We start from the raw sequence: 16,029 nt of genomic DNA, 5'->3' as shown, positions 1-16,029 counted from the left end.
GGTGCGCCCCGGTCGATACTGCGTCAGTTAAGTTTTGCGTTAGCGACTCCCCATCAATCCTGACCATGGACACCGACAGGAAAATAACTTCGCTGATTCAGAATGTTGAAGCGATCAATTGATGTTGACTATCGGTTCTGTCGGCGCCGCGCAATTTGTAGACTGGTAGCGGTGCCGAGGCCGATTCCGCGCGAAAACACCCACAGACGCATCAGCAGTGGATCCAGAGAATTATTGGCCCCCCACCATCAGTGGTGGGGGAATATGGAGAGGGTTTGTGGCAATGTATAGAAAAGGTAATCTAACCTTACCGTGCGTTAACGAAATTCGAGGTCGAGCAGTGCACAGTCATATCTTTCACAAACAATTCAAGATCGTTGGGCCTGCGGTACTCCCTGTGATTCATGCTCAGGATGACGAGCAGATTGATCGTAACATTGAAATTGCTGTTCGCTGCGGCGCACAAGGTGTATTTCTGATCAATCATGATTTCGATGTAGAGCAGTTCTTGCTGTTGGTTGAACGGTGTAGACAGGCTCATCCACTGCTTTGGTTGGGGGTCAACTTCCTTGGGGTGACCGGGCGGGATGCCTTCCCGGTTCTGGCTGACCTTGAGTTTAGAGGTCTGCCCATTGATGCTTACTGGGCGGATGATGCCTGTATAGACGAGCAACATGAGTCACAAAGCCAGGCCGAAGGTATCAATACCGTCCGCGAGGAGAGTGGCTGGCCGGGAATCTATTTTGGTGGAACAGCCTTTAAGAAACAGCGAGCCGTCGACCCAGCGGATTACTTTGCATCAGGGCAAATTGCAGCGCAGTGGATGGATGTCGTAACCACTTCGGGAGTCGCGACCGGCGAAGCCGCCGAAATCGAAAAGATACAAACCTTTCGACAAGGTGTCGGTGACAGCGCGCTGGCGGTGGCTTCTGGTGTTACACCGGAAAATGTCCATGTTTACGCGCCCTATGTTGATGCGATACTGGTTGCCACCGGGATAAATTTGCCTGAAGACTTCTACAATATAGACAAGACAAGGTTATTGCGTTTGATCGATAACTGCCGCTGTTCTGCTGTGCGCCGCGATGCTTCTGCATCGGCAGACGACCAGGGTAGCGAGCGCTCGTATCTTCGGCAGATGGCGCCTACGGTAAAGGGTGACACGTTCGCCTGGCTGGATCCCTCCTCGGCCTACATTAATGGTCGGGCGTTTACCCAGATGGTCGACGATCTTGTTTTTCCTTTTCGCACAATGTTCATTGATGTCGTTGCGGGTATAGACGCTGCCGGCTATGTACTGGGTGCGGCACTGGCCACTCGGTTGGGTACGGGAATTCTAACCGTGCGCAAGGCGGGCAAGTTGCCGGTCCCAACCGAGGAAGTGGAGTTCATCAATTACTCCAAACGGACACAGTCTCTCGAACTTCGAAAGCCGGCATTCCGACCGGGTACCCGGGTCCTGCTCGTTGACCAGTGGGTAGAGACCGGCGGTACGATGGGTGCCGCGATAGAACTGATCGAAAGGCAAGGGGGGGTAATCGCTGGGATCGCGACAGTTGCGATAGAAGAAAGCCCAGAGACGCAGGCACTGCGTGAAGACTATTTTTGTGTGTCCTCGGTGTTACCCGGTTCCGACTACCAGACCCAATGTAATCAGAAATACATGGCTTTTTTCGATGATTTCGATTGGGAAAGTATCTTTCCAGATATCCGATAAGTGCTGGATTCGATCGTGCAGGTGGTGCTGCCTGAGAGGGCTCATTCAACCGTAGCAAGGAGATAGTTCCTGAATGCCGGACCACCGACCCAGAACGCTTACGCTACAGAACGGCAAGCCGCCGCAACCGACTTTTTCGGACCACGAAATGAACCGCCGTGTTGCTGCGATGAGGCGGCATATGGTCGCAGGGCAGATCGAGGCGGTGATACTGACATCGATGCACTGCGTGAACTATTTCACGGACTTCGTATATACCGCTTTCGGGCGTAATTATGGGTGTGTGATCACTGCGGACCGGTTGACGACCATCAGCGCCAATATCGATGGCGCACAGCCGTGGCGACAGACTTTCGGCCACGACAATCTCATCTATACGGACTGGCACAAGGACAATTTCTTTGAAGGGGTTAAGCAGTTGGTGGGTGACGCTGTCACCATCGGAATCGAATCGGATCATCTGACGCTGCAGAATCACGAGAAGCTCAGATCCGTGCTGCCAGGCAGAAAACTGGTTGATATCTGTGAGGTTGCGATGCGGCTTCGTATGTATAAGTCGACTGAAGAACTTGCACTGATCCGTGAGGGTGCAAGAATTTGTGACCTTGGCGGTGCCGCCGTGGTTGAAACCCTTCGAGAGGGTATGCCTGAGTACGAGGTCGCAATTCATGCAACCCAGGCAATGGTCCGCGAAATTGCCCGAACTTACCCCCACACAGAGTTGATGGATAGCTGGACCTGGGTGCAGTCGGGAATCAACACGGACGGTGCGCACAATCCGCTGACGACTCGCCGCATCCTGCCCGGAGATATTCTCAGTTTGAACACATTTGCTATGATTTCAGGGTACTACCAGGCTCTGGAGCGAACGCTATTTTTGGGTCACTGTGATTCCAGGTCGCTTGAACTCTGGGAAATCAACTGCCAAGTCCATCGCCGCGGTCTTGAGTTGATCAGACCCGGTGTACGATGTCGTGATATTGCGACTGAGTTGAACGAAATCTACAAGACACATGACCTGCTTGAGTACCGGACATTTGGCTATGGGCATTCTTTTGGCACCTTATCGCACTACTATGGGCGGGAAGCCGGTTTGGAATTGCGAGAAGACGTTGACACCGTGCTGGCGCCCAACATGGTGGTATCCATGGAACCGATGATTATGATCCCCGAAGGCGTTCCAGGGTCGGGTGGATATCGAGAGCACGATATTCTGATTGTCACCGAAGCAGGTGCAGACAACATCACAGCGTTCCCGTTCGGCCCCGAATCCAATATTGTTGGATCGCGGACCACTTAGCCGGGCAATACGCCGCTGATATCCTGTCTAGACACCGGATGTTGTGCCGGTGGCTGGTGTAGAACTGTGGCGTCGATCAGTCCAGTGGTTCAATCATCAGGGTGACTTGGGCAGTCGTCCTGAGGTCTACAGGGATTGATTCGCTGGCCAGGTCCCCGGGTTGCTTGATCGCGTCGCCGGTGCGAGAGATGTGGGCGCCAAGGGTAACGGTGTCGAAATCGGAAAGCACCGAGTTCCCCATTAAGCTGGAACGGTCATCCAAGACAATTTCAAGCGGAAGCTCGCTGGCCGAACGACGGACGGCAGCAATCGGTCTGCGATCCCCCGCATTTGAACGGGCATAGACATAAAGGGTGTGCGACGATTCAATCTGTGTCGCAAGGGCCGGTGTGATCTCGATTCGTACCTTCAGGGTGACAGGTGCCACTGTTCGATTCAGTCGCTGGACAGTTTTGGGATCATCTGCTACGTCAAGACCCCGGCTAGCCGCGAGTTGGGTCACCCGCTCTATCAGGGCTTGAAGTTCGGACTGTGCACGGGGGTCAGCGTGCAGTGCCGGTTTAAGGCGGTGCCAGTATTCCAGTGCGCCGGGAAGGTCCCCCCGTGCTTCGGCTGCCATCCCGGCCAACCACAGCGCTTGGGGTTGGTCCGGGTCGATCTTGAGCGCCCGGTCTAGTAATGTGACCACCCGTTCACTCCGGGTGCCCCCTTGGAGCATGGCCAACGCGTCGGCGTAACGCACCAGTACTTCAGAGTCATCCCCAGTAAGGGCATAGAGTTTTTCGTAGGCGTTAACCGCCTGGGTGTAATCGCCTAAACTCATCATGGCGTTTGCCAAAATAGCCCAGCCCTCACGATCGGTCGGGTTCTGTTCGAGGCGCAATTTCAATTCAGCCAGTAAAGCGTCAGGTGATCTCGCGCTGGTGTCGGTTGTTGCTGTGCGGTCTTCAGTAGAGAGGCGTTCTGGTGACCCCAGGACCAGGTAAAGTGCAATAACCGCGGTCGGAAACAAGAGGGCGACAATCAAGATTGGCAACGGCCCCGATTTCCTCAGGGGATTTGACGTTTTTCCCGGTTCAATATCAGTCAGCAGCGTATCTTCCAGGTCCGTTTGCGCGGTACTGAAGTCTGCGTCTGAAAGTTGCTCGTTCTTCAATTCGACTGCGATCTCTGCCAGTCGCTGCTGAGCAATCCGAACATTGAGCTCGTGTCGCGGTATGGTCGTACGGGTCGATCGGGTCATTAACGGCCACAACAACAGCCACAACGCCAACGCGAGCATGGCCATGCCGATCCCTCCAAATACGATCATGCGGAGTTATCGTCTTGCAGCAATTTACGCACCTTCGCACGCTGATCCGGTGGAACGTCCAGTGGCCTGATATTTTTTCGCCAGCGAAAGATTCGAAACAGTACGAAGAATCCTCCCGCCATAAACAATAAGGGGGCAAGCCAGAGCAAGGCGGTACTCGGTTTAAACGGTGGCCGGTAGAGTACGAAATCACCATAGCGAGACACCATGAACTGAACGATATCCTTATCTGAGCTTCCCGACAGGATCATGTTGTAGGTCAGTAGTCGCAGGTCACGCGCGAGTTCAGCATTGGAATCCGCGAGATTCTGGTTCTGACACACAAGACACCTAAGCTCGGCGATCAAAGCCTTATAACGAGACTCCTGGCTGCTTGACTCAAATTTGAGCGGTTCCATCACGGCATGGACCGAGGGGGGTGCAATGCCGGCACCGCAGAGCAGGACAACGGCAACAGCAGCGGACCGGAAGGCGAATCGATCAGACCGCATGGGTTATCCGGACAGAATCGGCGTTGTCTGTGCGGCCGGTTCGCGGACAGGTGCACGCGCCACAGTGCGATACCGTCTGTCAGAGGCTGCAAGCAGGCCCCCTGCAGCCATCAGTAGAGCACCCAACCAGATCCAGCGAATGAAGGCTTTGTACTGCACCCTGACAGCCCAACGGCCCCTGTCATCAAGGCGTTCGCCGAGTGAGGCATAAAAATCACCCCAGAATCCAGCCTGAATGCCGGCTTCTGTCATAGGCATCTGCTGAACCAGGTAACGACGCTTTTCTGGTGAAAGCCGGGCAATGAGGCGGCCATCGCGACTGATGATGACCGTACCAGTTTGTGCGACGTAGTTAGGGCCCGACAGATTTTGGACACCGTCGAACTGGTATTCATAGCGACCGACTGAAAAGCGTTCACCGGGCGCCATACTGAGATCTTTTTCCGTCGAATAAATGGTCGTGAAGGCAACGCCAATCACAAATATACCGATGCCCGAGTGTGCCAGTGTCATGCCCCAGTAGGCCCGGGGGGTCCGCGTAAGACCCTGCCAACGACGTCCAGGTGTAGCTCGAATCCACAGCCCTCGTATAGCCGTAAACATCGCCCAGCAGCCGAGTGTGCCGGCGCTGGCTGCAGCAAGTGAATAGTGATCCATGGCCAACGGACAGATCCCACCTGCGAGCAAACTGGCCAGAAGCAGCATGCCGAGATCACCCCGAAGTCGGGCAAAGGTGTCTTTTTTCCAGCGACAGAGCGCACCAAATCCCATTGCAACAACCAGTGGCACCGTTAGCGGAACGAAAATGGAATTGAAATAAGGTGGGCCGACCGAGATCTTGCCCAGGCCGAGGGCATCTATGAACAGCGGGTAAAGTGTGCCCAATAAGACAGTCGCCGTGGTCGTCACGAGCAGGACATTGTTAATCAACAAAGCGCTTTCACGCGACACAGGGTTGAATCCAGGCACACTACGGATACTCGGCGCGCGCCAGGCATAGAGAGTCAGTGAGCCACCGACCACGATGACCAGAAAGATAAGTATAAAAAGACCTCTCTCAGGATCGCTTGCAAAAGCATGTACCGATGTGAGCACCCCGGAACGCACCAGAAACGTGCCTAGTAATGACAGTGAAAACGTGAATACTGCGAGTAGAACGGTCCAGGCCTTGAAAACGCCTCTTTTTTCAGTCGCCGCAAGTGTGTGAATAAGGGCGGTACCCATCAACCAGGGCATAAAAGACGCGTTTTCAACCGGATCCCAGAACCACCAGCCACCCCAGCCAAGTTCGTAGTAAGCCCACCAGCTGCCCAGCGCAATACCCAGTGTCAGAAAAGACCAGGCTGTTGTGGTCCAGGGGCGGGACCATCGGGCCCAGGCCATGTCCAGTCGCCCGGTTATCAAAGCCGCGATTGCAAACGCAAAAACTACCGAAAACCCGACATACCCCAGATAAAGCATCGGCGGGTGGATCGCAAGTCCAGGATCCTGCAGGAGTGGGTTCAGGTCCCGTCCTTCCGTTACCGGCGGAAATTGCCGACTAAAAGGGTTGGAGGTAAACAAAATAAAAGACAAAAAGCCGACGCTGATAAGACCCATGACGCCCAGAACTTTAGCGATCATGTCGTCCGGTACAGTGCGGCTGAAAATAGTTACAGCCCCTGTCCACCCGGAAAGGATCAGCACCCATAACAACAGCGATCCTTCATGAGCGGCCCAGACGCCCGAGATCTTGTACAGCAGCGGTAGTTTCGAATTTGAGTTGTTCGCAACATAGCTTACGCTGAAATCATTATCCAGAAAAGCGTAAGTGAGACAGCCATAGGCGATTGCGACAAAGACCAGTTGTACCCAGACAGCGGGCCTGGCCACGGCAATGCAGGTGGTATGCCGCCGGATTGAGCCGTAAAGCGGGACGATACCGAGTACGACTGCGGTGCAAAACGCAATGATGAGGGCCAGCAGCCCCAGTTCAGCCGTCACTTGAGCCCCATCTCCTTGGCCTTCTTCAACGCATCCGCGACTTCTGGCGGCATATAGTTTTCGTCATGTTTCGCCAGCACCTGTTTTGCTTCAAAGAGGCCATTGCTGTTCAACATGCCCTGAGCAACGATTCCCTGGCCTTCGCGGAAAAGGTCCGGCAGGAAACCTTTGTAGGTTACGGTAACTTGCTCGACAGTGTCGGTCAGAGTGAATTCGACGGTCAGGTCATCATCAGGGCGCCTGACCGAACCTTCGACGACCATACCGCCCAAGCGGAAACTGGTCTGTTGGGGCGCTTCGCCGGCCTTGACCTGCGTTGGGCTGAAAAAGAGGTTGATATTCTCTCTGAGTGCGAGCAGCGCGAGGCCAAGTGCGACAGAAACGCCCAGAACCAGTAGACCAACGAGGATAAATCGCTGTCTGCGTAAGGGCGTCACGGCGCTTCAAGTCGATTGCGATTTTTGTGCCGCGAAAATTCACTGAGAAGACGTCGGTGGCGTCGAAGCGGAACTATAAGGTTCAGGATGAGCACGATGGCTACGATGAGATAGGCAGGCCAGACGTAAAGACCGTAGCCGCCCATATTCAGGAATTCGGTCATGGCTGGCCCGCTGAAATCAGTCGTTCCACCCATTGCGTGCGTTGTTCGCGCGCCAGAATCTCGGGGCGAATTCGTGCGAGGACAGCAGTAACAAAGTGAATCTTGAATGCCAGTGCCATCAGCAGTAACGGAATCAACATCGAGAGGTGGATAGAGGGTGAGTCAAATTTAGATACGGTAGGGCCCTGGTGTAGCGTACTCCACCACTCGACCGAGTAGTGAATGATGGGTAGATTCACAACACCGACGAGAGCCAGTACTGCACCTGCCCGGGCTGCGGTACGTCTGTCATCGATGGCCGATTGCAGCGCCATGTAACCCAGGTAGAGAAAAAGCAGAACAAGTTCGGAGGTAAGTCGTGCGTCCCAGATCCACCAGGTGCCCCACATGGGCTTACCCCATATAGAGCCGGTGACTAATGCAAGGAATGTATAGGAAGCGCCTATAGGAGCACTCGCCCGGGCCACCACCTCTGCCAATTTTATTCGCCAGACCAAGGCAATGGTGCCCGCAATGGCGAGAACAACATAAACAAACATCGACATCCAGGCTGCAGGAACATGGACGAAGATGATGCGGTAGCCGTCTCCTTGCTCGTAATCCGTTGGCGCCAGTGCAAGACCGGTGTAGAGGCCAACACCAAAGAGCACGATGCAAAGCCCTCCCGCCCAGGGCAGTAGTTTCCCGGCCAGGCCGTAAAAGTACGGCAGCGAGCTCAGTCTGTGGAAGGCGAGGGAAAGAGATGACATTAATTTTCAGTGCCAGATACGGATCGTGTTGGTCAGTTCGTAACAGTGGTTGCCGCGACCGGCCCGATTCACCACAGGTAGCGATATCGGGTGGTAGGCAGCCTGGAGTGCGTATTTTAGGCGACTGAGCCCGAAAAATGACGATAGAAAGTGTTTATGAGAGCCTGAATCTGGTGTTATTCCAGAATTTTTTGACGATGGTCGCACCGGGGCAGTGTGCAGCGGCGTTCTGAAGGTGGTCCACAATCGCCGAAGGGTTGTGGTCCATATGTGTCATAAATACACTTTGTCACTTGTTGAGTTTAGGATCTGGATCCAGATGAACACAGACAGCGCCAGGCGCCCGGTACTGGCTTCACAATTGGACTTGTTGGAAGTTTCGAGCAGCATCACCGCATTGCCGCGGGTGGGTGCTGTCGCCTGTCCGTGCCTTGATGCGTCTGAGGCAGATGCACTGGTGTCTGTCGTCGATGAGCTCGAATATCGGCCTGCCCGTGCCACAACAGGATCCGAAAAGGCACCTGTCTACCAGGATTTTGATCTGTGTTACGACATACCAAGTGACCACGGTTTATGGGAGTTTGCTCAGGTGCTGGAACAGGCGTTGACGAATGCTCTGGCCGGCGCTGAAGTCGACAGTGCAGGTTATCCATTGCGACTGAATGATTTGATCGTCCAGCGGTACCCACCGGGGTGCGCCGGGATTACCCCGCACCGGGATCATGTGCGTTACGGCTTCCTGATCGTCATTATTCTGCTCACAGGTGATGGCTATTTTGGTGTCTGTCATGACCGCCAGGGCAATGGATCTAGAGAGGTCGAATTCAAGCCTGGTGATCTTTTGTTGATGGGTGGACCTGGGCTGGTATCAGGCTTTACGCGGCCTTTTCATTTCGTGAATGGTGTTACTGATACGCGTCGAACAATAGGGCTACGGTATGACACGCAACAAGTCAGACTGGTCAGCTGAGTGACGGCTTGGGATCGACTTTGCGTCACACAGCAGAAGCCGAAGTTGGGTTGCCAGGAGACACCAGTTGATGAGCAATACATTCCCGGGTCCTGGCGAAGATAAATACTTTGAAGACTATGAGGCGGGTCGAGTATATGAACTGGGTTCAATCCGTGTTGAACTTGGCGAAGTGATCGACTTTGCGACCCGCTACGACCCGCAGTACTTTCATATCGATGAGATCCGGGCAAAGGAGTCGATCTATGGCGGCATTATCGCCAGCGGCTGGCACACCGCCAGCATGATGATGCGCGTATTTGCGGATAGTTTTCTGTCGGACGTATCCAGTCAGGGTTCACCTGGCCTGGACGAGTTGCGTTGGTATCATCCGGTTCGACCCGGAGACACCTTGTTTGTGAGGGCGGTAGTTCTGGAAGCCAGACTGTCTAAAAGCAAGCCGGAGCTCGGCGTGATGCGCACCCGAACAGAAGTGCACAATCAGAACCATGAGCTTGTGCTGTCATCTACCGCAGCGAATTTCATACGCCGGCGACCGGCTGGTAAAACGTGATTAACCCCGCTGGAGATCTGGATTGACTTGCTTATGATGAAACGTGCTAAACGGGGAGTGTTATGAGCGACCATAAGATCTACCGGACACCGTCGGCTTACGGCTATCCACTGCTGATCAAGCAATTGCTGAACACCCTCGAACTCAGACACCCTGATCAGGAAATCGTTTATGCGGATCTACTTCGCTACACCTATCGGGACTTCAAGAAAAGAATCGCCCGGTTAGCAAACTTGTTGACGTCACTGGGTGTAAGGGAAGGAGATACTGTGGCCGTGCTGGACTGGGACAGTCACCGGTACCTGGAATGTTTTTTTGCCATCCCGATGATTGGCGCGGTGTTACATACCGTCAACATCCGACTGTCGCCTGACCAGATACTGTACACGATGAACCATGCCGGAGATGACATCGTACTTATTAACGAAGAATTTGTGCCGCTGATGGGCACCATTCTGAGTCGGGTAGAAACCGTTAAAGACTGGGTGGTTATATCTGAATCAGGCGATAGCCCCGAGTCAGCGATTCGGTTTTCTGGTGAATATGAAGCTTTGCTAGGCGCACAGTCTGAAGAATATGCCTTTGAAGATTTTGACGAGGAGCTGCGCGCCACCATTTTCTATACCACCGGCACCACAGGAAATCCCAAAGGCGTCTATTACAGTCATCGTCAGATCGTACTGCATACGCTGGGTAAGGGCCTGGCTATGGGGAGTCCGGCAGAGCAAGGCCGGTTTCATGACCAGGATGTCTATATGCCCCTGACACCGATGTTTCATGCCCATGCCTGGGGTGTGCCCTATCTGGCGACATTACTCGGGGTCAAACAGATCTACCCGGGGCGTTACGAGCCAAAGAAGTTGCTGAATCTTTTTCAGAAGGAGTCCGTCACCTTCTCCCATTGTGTACCGACAATTTTGCACATGGTGTTGAATGCTCCAGAGGCGGAATCAGTTGATTTTAGCGGTTGGAAAATGACGATTGGTGGCTCCGCGCTTCCGGTGGCATTGGCCGTGCAGGCCCGTGCCCGTGGAATTGATCTATTCAGCGGCTATGGCATGTCAGAGACGGGTCCCGTATTGACCCTTGCTCAACTGTCGGGCGAATACATGGCTAGTGGAGAAGACGAGCAGATCGATGTACGCTGCAGGTCAGGCCGACCGGCTCCCTTGGTCGACATTCGAGTTGTTGATGCGGAAATGAATGACCTTCCGCATGATGGCGTCACGATAGGTGAAGTCGTGGCTCGGGCGCCCTGGCTGACGCAAGGATATTTTAAGGATCCCGAACAGTCTGAAGAACTCTGGCGGGGCGGCTACCTCCACACGGGCGACCTGGGGTACCTTGATGATTCTGGTTATTTGAAAGTGACCGACCGGGTGAAGGATGTCATCAAAAGCGGTGGTGAATGGATCTCGTCAATCTATATGGAAGACATTGCGCTCCAGCACGACAACGTCAGTGAGGCGGCAGCGATTGGAATTGCCGATGAAAAGTGGGGAGAGCGGCCGCTGGTCCTGGTGGTTCCGCGGCAGGGTGAACTGGACCCGGAAACGGTGCGCAACGAGTTCTTACAGGCAGTCTCGGATGGCTTGATCTCGAAATGGGCTGTGCCAGACCGGATAGAGGTCGTTGATGCGATACCCAAAACCAGCGTCGGTAAGATCGACAAAAAGTATTTACGGACTCAGTTCCGTTAGGGTGCTGAACTTGGTTTGACCCATTGATTCAGGCGGACCGGTGCAGATGTAGCCCCATGCTGATTCGATCTTCGACACAGAACCCCAGAGATTCATAGAACGCAACCACCTGTGCATTATCGGATCTGATCTGTAGATTGACTTTGATGCACCCCAATTGACGTAATGCGTCCAGGGCGTGCGCGACCAGGCGCCGAGCGATTCCGTGGCGGCGGTGAGGATGATCGACAGCTACCGCGTAGAGCCAGCCTCGGTGTCCGTCATAACCCGCCATCACTGCGCCGACAATAGAATCTTCTTCGAGGGCGACGAATATCAGGTCGTCTACAGCCCGCTTGGCGGAGATCACCTGACTCGGGTCGTTATGCGGTGGATCATCCGGGAATACGCGTTGCCAGAGGTCTATGAGCGCCTGCCAGTCGTCATTCTGGTAGGCTCTGAGCTTCATCGGATGATTGTACGGGAGTGTCCTGCCTTAAGACAGTGGAAAGTACTGGCTAAGCCATTCCGCTGGGTCTGCAATAATCAGCAACATCACATAGGTTAGGCTGACTGCTATCAGCGTGAGCAGGAGCGTGCCATAAAACAGCAGGCTGATCAGTTTTCCCAGAATCAAGTCAGTGGGATCATGAGCAGGGCTACGCCAGCTGTCCAGAAATAAGTCGAAGAACATTTGCAGCAGGCGATAAAGTATCCAGGCAATCACCAGAGCAAATCCAACACCACTCAACTTGAAGTCGAACACTGTACCGAACCAGAGCGTCCGTGCAAACGCTGACAGCCAGGTGAAGACACTGCCGAATGTGGTGGCAAGAAAACCAAGTGTAGAGGAAATGGTGTCTGTCATAGCCTCAAACTATTTGTGGATGCAACCCACCACGGGCTCTGTTCATCGTACGCTTAGGGCTCAAGGTGTGTGCCCAGTGACTATAGGGTCTGCAACTGTTAAATAAATGACAGTACCCTGCAGAATTAAGCTTGATCGATTGTTTCTGCAATCCGCCGCCGAACAGGATAGCCAGGATTCTTGATCAATTGGGTCGGTTTGAATCAAGGTCATCATATAATACGCCTGCCACGGCGCCTACTGATTGGTCGGTAGCGACAGATTCAGATCTAGCGATAGAGAATGTTGAGCTCTGTAAATGTCTAAAAACAGAATTTTTTCAGGTGTTCAGCCCACGGGCAGTCTTCATCTAGGCAATTACCTGGGTGCCATTCGGAACTGGGCCAGGCTCCAGGATGAGTTCGAAGCAATTTATTGCGTGGTGGACTTACACGCCGTCACGGCCCCGCATGATCCTAAAGAACTGAGTCGTGCGACTCGGGAGGTGACTGCCGGCCTTATTGCTTCGGGCATAGACCCTGCGCGATCCATAATTTTCAACCAGTCGATGATCCCGGAGCATGCCGAGCTGTCGTGGTTGTTTAACTGCGTCGCGCGGCTCGGCTGGTTGAATCGAATGACGCAGTTCAAGGAAAAAGCCGGGAAGAACCGGGAACAGGCGTCCGTCGGGCTGTATGTTTACCCGGTTTTAATGGCTGCCGATATTCTGGCGTACAAGGCCACGCATGTTCCCGTGGGGGAAGATCAAAAGCAGCATCTTGAGCTGACCCGGGATATCGCGCAGTCATTCAACTCAACCTACGGGGTTGATTATTTTCCGCTGCCTGAACCTCAAATCTTTGGCTCAGCGACAAGGGTTATGAGTCTTCGTGACGGCACAAAAAAGATGAGTAAATCGGACGAATCGGATTACTCCCGCATCAACATGATCGATGGAGCGGATGAGATTGAGCAGAAAATTCGCAAGGCAAGAACAGATCCCGATCCACTGCCAGAGTCTGTTGAAGGGTTGGCGGAGCGGCCGGAGGCGCTGAACCTGGTTTCGATTTATGCGGCCCTGGAAGATGTCGAGATCGACCAGGTTATCCAGGAATACCAAGGGCAGGGGTTCAGTACATTCAAGAAAGCGCTGGCAGACTTGGCAGTGGCACGGCTGGACCCTGTGAGCAGTGAAATGAAGCGGCTGACCGCTGAACCAGGAGAGATAGACCAGATTCTTGCTGATGGTGCGGACCGGGCCGCACAACTCTCCAGGCCGATCGTGGCCGAAGTGCGTGAAATCATGGGGTTTCTTGATCCTAATAGATCATGACCTGCCTGAACTGAGCACCTCATTCGCGGTGTTGGCCGGTATCTGAAAGACTGTGTCAGGTTGGTACCCACACCCATCTGGGTCGGTAACCTTTTACGATGAAGGTGCGGCTGTTTTCTGACGTAGTTTTTTATTATCCCGAGTCGGTGATCGAAAAATAATAATCGCTTATATCATTAACAGTAGAATCGTTGGGCGAGATCAGTTTGATCTGATACTCTGAACTATCTGGGAGGGTATCGTGAGGCGTCCACTCCATACCAGTTGCGTTCTGTTTAGATTCATCGTTTTCGTCAGCAATGCGGTAGTGGAAAACAGCCGACTTATAAAGATCGACGCCTACCGATCCTGCCCCAGTTTTTGTCCACCTGATAGAGATGGATTGGGAGCCTTCCAAGGTTTCACCACTCCTTGGCCCCGATAGAGAGAGGTCAGTTATGGTCGCGGTTGAATCGCTGCACGAATCCTCCGTTGAGGCGGTGTCTGTTGTTGAGGTGCTTGAAGCGGTAGTGGAACTGGTGACTCCAGAAGAAGAGGCCCCGCAGAAGCGCTGACGTTGGACACCCGAAAGAAAACCCAAGCGCAAAACGCGAACAAAAGAGGATGAATTACGGGAGGAACTCGCTCAACTGATGAGCTTGGTTACCGAACCGGAAGAAGATGAAATTCCGCAGACGCTGATCTAGCGGCTTCACAACCTGCACCGACGGTATTATGGGATAATTCAGCGGTTTTCCATACAATTACCGGTTCCAAAATGATGAGATTTTTAATTGCCGACGCCTGGGCACAAGTAGGTGGGGGTGGTGGCAGTAGCCTGTTCAGTTTTCTGCCACTGGTCCTAATTTTTGGACTGTTCTATTTCCTTTTGATCCGCCCCCAACAAAAAAAGAAAAAAGGACACAAGGACATGGTGGCGGCAATGAGGGTAGGCGACGAGGTCGCCACCAACGACGGCCTGCTGGGTAAGGTGACAGATTTGGATGACTACTTTGTGACGATCGATGTAGCGCAGGGCGTCAGCATCGAGAGCGTCAATGTCCAGGTTCAGCGACATGCGATTGCACTGATGGTTCCTAAGGGTACGTTCAAAGAACTGGCTGGTGGTGGGGAAAAAACATCGAAAGGCTCTAGCAAGCGATCTAAAGGCTCTGGAAAGAAATCTAAGGCATCCGCTAACGATCTTTCGGGTCAGATTGTCGGCACACAATCCGATAATGCGACCGAGGACGCCACGTTTGAGAATCCCTATACGGAAGACGCCACGTTAGAACTTAAAGAACTAGAAGCCGCAAAAAAGGAAATAGAAGAAAAAATCAAGAAAGTTTCTGTCAAGGAAGATGTAGATGCCATAGTACAGGGTGAAGATGAACCGTCAGGTCAGATTGCCGAGCCACAATCCGATAATGCGACCTATGGAGACCAATCGAAAAATTTCACAATTAACGGCGTAGAATGGAAACAATGGATCAGGAACCTACTCCTCCCATTCAAGTAGGTGTTCGTCCATTAGTCTTCAGCGATGCTAGCCTCATTAACAATCCTGGAATTAGCAAAAATTAATTCCAAGTTACCTTTCACCAGGAATAGGAATGAATCTAAATCTTAGTTTTAAAGCAATTGTATCTATTGTGGTGTTGTTTTTACTGGCCTGGGTGGGAATGAATTCCTACACCACGGTCTCACCGGGTCATAACAAAGTTGCCACATTTTTTGGTGAAATTCGTGATCAACCGCTGCCTGAAGGCTTTCATCTAGTTAATCCACTATTGAAGTTTTATAACTATGATCTGCGGGTAGTCACTGAAACCTGGGAAAGGGTGCAAGTGCCGTCTCAGGATAAATTAAAAACCTCCATGGATATCTCGGTGACTTTCAGGATAAATCCATCGCATACGCCAACAATGCTGCAGGAAACAGGAGATCTCAATGATGTCATTGTTAAACTGCTGACACCCAAGGTTCGCTCCTTATTGAGAGAAGCAGGGAAAACTGTCGCTAAATCCCAGGACTTTTATCTCGATACCACGCAACGGGATATGCAATTGTTTATGGAAGATGGTCTGACTGATTACATGTTTAAGAAAGGCATTACCGTTGAGGCAGTTTTGTTCCGGGACATTACTCTTCCTCAGGTGGTGACCAGTGCAGTAATACAGACTAAGGAACGTCAGGAACAGCTTGAGCGAGAAAAGGCCCAATTGCGCATTGTTGAACAACAAGCTCAACAGCAGGTAAAACAGGCGGAAGCTCGTGAGCAGGCAGCGAAGTCAGATGCTAATGCTGTACGCACACTCGCTGACGCCGAAGCTTATCAGATTGAGAAACTCGCTGATGCTCAAGCCAGGGCCAACACCGTACTGGCCAAATCAGTAACCTCTTCATTAATTAAATATAATGCGATTGCCAAATGGGATGGTGCATATCCTCAAACCTTAATGGGCGGAGGTCCAGATGGTTTGATCCTGCAACTTCCAGCAACCGACTAGGTCAC

At 52.8% G+C, this 16,029-nt stretch carries 16 protein-coding genes; 8 read left to right on the top strand and 8 right to left on the bottom strand.

Features of this window, described 5'->3' with window-relative positions:
* The first annotated feature begins 283 nt into the window (after positions 1-283).
* Positions 284-1,717, top strand: a complete 1,434-nt coding sequence (locus tag MK323_13680) for a hypothetical protein (GenBank protein ID MCH2483201.1) — start codon at positions 284-286, stop codon at positions 1,715-1,717.
* 73 nt (positions 1,718-1,790) lie between these two features.
* Complete coding sequence (locus MK323_13675; protein ID MCH2483200.1) at positions 1,791-3,017, top strand: M24 family metallopeptidase; 1,227 nt, start codon at positions 1,791-1,793, stop codon at positions 3,015-3,017.
* Positions 3,018-3,093: 76 nt separating this feature from the next.
* Here the strand turns inward: MK323_13675 and ccmI are convergent, their stop codons facing one another.
* The 6 genes from ccmI to MK323_13645 are packed head-to-tail and all read right to left on the bottom strand — an operon-like array spanning position 3,094 to position 8,153.
* A complete protein-coding gene (gene ccmI, locus MK323_13670) occupies positions 3,094-4,329 on the bottom strand; it encodes a c-type cytochrome biogenesis protein CcmI (protein ID MCH2483199.1) in 1,236 nt (411 codons plus the stop codon).
* Positions 4,326-4,820 (bottom strand): cytochrome c-type biogenesis protein CcmH, encoded by a 495-nt coding sequence (locus tag MK323_13665; protein MCH2483198.1) that lies wholly within the window; start codon positions 4,818-4,820, stop codon positions 4,326-4,328. Before MK323_13665 ends, ccmI begins: the two co-directional genes overlap by 4 nt.
* Positions 4,821-4,823: 3 nt before the next feature.
* Positions 4,824-6,803, bottom strand: coding sequence for a heme lyase CcmF/NrfE family subunit (locus MK323_13660; protein MCH2483197.1), 1,980 nt, complete (start codon positions 6,801-6,803; stop codon positions 4,824-4,826).
* The gene (gene ccmE, locus MK323_13655; protein ID MCH2483196.1) at positions 6,800-7,240 is read right to left on the bottom strand and encodes a cytochrome c maturation protein CcmE; all 441 of its coding nucleotides are present in this window, start codon (positions 7,238-7,240) and stop codon (positions 6,800-6,802) included. The genes MK323_13660 and ccmE overlap by 4 nt, the downstream gene beginning before the upstream one ends.
* A complete protein-coding gene (ccmD, locus tag MK323_13650) occupies positions 7,237-7,404 on the bottom strand; it encodes a heme exporter protein CcmD (protein MCH2483195.1) in 168 nt (55 codons plus the stop codon). The genes ccmE and ccmD overlap by 4 nt, the downstream gene beginning before the upstream one ends.
* A complete protein-coding gene (locus tag MK323_13645; GenBank protein ID MCH2483194.1) occupies positions 7,401-8,153 on the bottom strand; it encodes a heme ABC transporter permease in 753 nt (250 codons plus the stop codon). Before MK323_13645 ends, ccmD begins: the two co-directional genes overlap by 4 nt.
* Before the next feature lie 319 nt (positions 8,154-8,472).
* Between MK323_13645 and MK323_13640 the strand changes: the two genes are divergently transcribed.
* The 3 genes from MK323_13640 (at position 8,473) to MK323_13630 (ending at position 11,376) form a co-directional block, all read left to right on the top strand.
* A complete protein-coding gene (locus MK323_13640) occupies positions 8,473-9,123 on the top strand; it encodes an alpha-ketoglutarate-dependent dioxygenase AlkB (protein ID MCH2483193.1) in 651 nt (216 codons plus the stop codon).
* A 70-nt stretch (positions 9,124-9,193) separates the two neighbouring features.
* The gene (locus tag MK323_13635; protein ID MCH2483192.1) at positions 9,194-9,676 is read left to right on the top strand and encodes a MaoC family dehydratase; all 483 of its coding nucleotides are present in this window, start codon (positions 9,194-9,196) and stop codon (positions 9,674-9,676) included.
* Between the two features lie 62 nt (positions 9,677-9,738).
* On the top strand, positions 9,739-11,376 hold the full coding sequence (locus MK323_13630) for a fatty acid--CoA ligase (GenBank protein ID MCH2483191.1): 1,638 nt from the start codon (positions 9,739-9,741) through the stop codon (positions 11,374-11,376).
* Positions 11,377-11,404: 28 nt separating this feature from the next.
* Here MK323_13630 and MK323_13625 read toward each other — a convergent pair whose 3' ends face one another.
* Together MK323_13625 and MK323_13620 are read right to left on the bottom strand one after the other, a co-directional pair.
* Positions 11,405-11,824 (bottom strand): GNAT family acetyltransferase, encoded by a 420-nt coding sequence (locus MK323_13625; protein MCH2483190.1) that lies wholly within the window; start codon positions 11,822-11,824, stop codon positions 11,405-11,407.
* Between the two features lie 27 nt (positions 11,825-11,851).
* Positions 11,852-12,223, bottom strand: a complete 372-nt coding sequence (locus tag MK323_13620) for a hypothetical protein (GenBank protein ID MCH2483189.1) — start codon at positions 12,221-12,223, stop codon at positions 11,852-11,854.
* 298 nt (positions 12,224-12,521) lie between these two features.
* Here MK323_13620 and trpS point away from each other — a divergent pair, with 298 nt between their 5' ends.
* The 3 genes from trpS (at position 12,522) to MK323_13605 (ending at position 16,024) form a co-directional block, all read left to right on the top strand.
* The gene (gene trpS, locus MK323_13615; GenBank protein ID MCH2483188.1) at positions 12,522-13,535 is read left to right on the top strand and encodes a tryptophan--tRNA ligase; all 1,014 of its coding nucleotides are present in this window, start codon (positions 12,522-12,524) and stop codon (positions 13,533-13,535) included.
* A gap of 760 nt (positions 13,536-14,295) precedes the next feature.
* Positions 14,296-15,033: a preprotein translocase subunit YajC gene (yajC, locus tag MK323_13610; protein ID MCH2483187.1), complete on the top strand. Its 738-nt coding sequence runs from the start codon at positions 14,296-14,298 to the stop codon at positions 15,031-15,033.
* Between the two features lie 94 nt (positions 15,034-15,127).
* Positions 15,128-16,024, top strand: a complete 897-nt coding sequence (locus MK323_13605; GenBank protein MCH2483186.1) for a prohibitin family protein — start codon at positions 15,128-15,130, stop codon at positions 16,022-16,024.
* Positions 16,025-16,029: the final 5 nt, after the last annotated feature.

The sequence above is a fragment of the Gammaproteobacteria bacterium genome, assembly GCA_022450155.1.
In the GTDB taxonomy this organism is placed as follows: domain Bacteria; phylum Pseudomonadota; class Gammaproteobacteria; order Arenicellales; family UBA868; genus REDSEA-S09-B13.
This window is presented reverse-complemented; position numbering and strand designations above follow the sequence as displayed.

What these genes read in the sequence shown, in the direction of transcription:
- MK323_13605 (MCH2483186.1), top strand. Translation starts at nt 15,128, where the DNA reads ATGAATCTAAATCTTAGTTTTAAAGCAATTGTATCTATTGTGGTGTTG.
- ccmD (MCH2483195.1), bottom strand. Translation starts at nt 7,404, where the DNA reads ATGACCGAATTCCTGAATATGGGCGGCTACGGTCTTTACGTCTGGCCT.
- ccmI (MCH2483199.1), bottom strand. Translation starts at nt 4,329, where the DNA reads ATGATCGTATTTGGAGGGATCGGCATGGCCATGCTCGCGTTGGCGTTG.
- MK323_13675 (MCH2483200.1), top strand. Translation starts at nt 1,791, where the DNA reads ATGCCGGACCACCGACCCAGAACGCTTACGCTACAGAACGGCAAGCCG.
- MK323_13630 (MCH2483191.1), top strand. Translation starts at nt 9,739, where the DNA reads ATGAGCGACCATAAGATCTACCGGACACCGTCGGCTTACGGCTATCCA.
- MK323_13665 (MCH2483198.1), bottom strand. Translation starts at nt 4,820, where the DNA reads ATGCGGTCTGATCGATTCGCCTTCCGGTCCGCTGCTGTTGCCGTTGTC.
- yajC (MCH2483187.1), top strand. Translation starts at nt 14,296, where the DNA reads ATGAGATTTTTAATTGCCGACGCCTGGGCACAAGTAGGTGGGGGTGGT.
- trpS (MCH2483188.1), top strand. Translation starts at nt 12,522, where the DNA reads ATGTCTAAAAACAGAATTTTTTCAGGTGTTCAGCCCACGGGCAGTCTT.
- MK323_13645 (MCH2483194.1), bottom strand. Translation starts at nt 8,153, where the DNA reads ATGTCATCTCTTTCCCTCGCCTTCCACAGACTGAGCTCGCTGCCGTAC.
- MK323_13680 (MCH2483201.1), top strand. Translation starts at nt 284, where the DNA reads ATGTATAGAAAAGGTAATCTAACCTTACCGTGCGTTAACGAAATTCGA.
- MK323_13635 (MCH2483192.1), top strand. Translation starts at nt 9,194, where the DNA reads ATGAGCAATACATTCCCGGGTCCTGGCGAAGATAAATACTTTGAAGAC.
- MK323_13620 (MCH2483189.1), bottom strand. Translation starts at nt 12,223, where the DNA reads ATGACAGACACCATTTCCTCTACACTTGGTTTTCTTGCCACCACATTC.
- MK323_13640 (MCH2483193.1), top strand. Translation starts at nt 8,473, where the DNA reads ATGAACACAGACAGCGCCAGGCGCCCGGTACTGGCTTCACAATTGGAC.
- MK323_13625 (MCH2483190.1), bottom strand. Translation starts at nt 11,824, where the DNA reads ATGAAGCTCAGAGCCTACCAGAATGACGACTGGCAGGCGCTCATAGAC.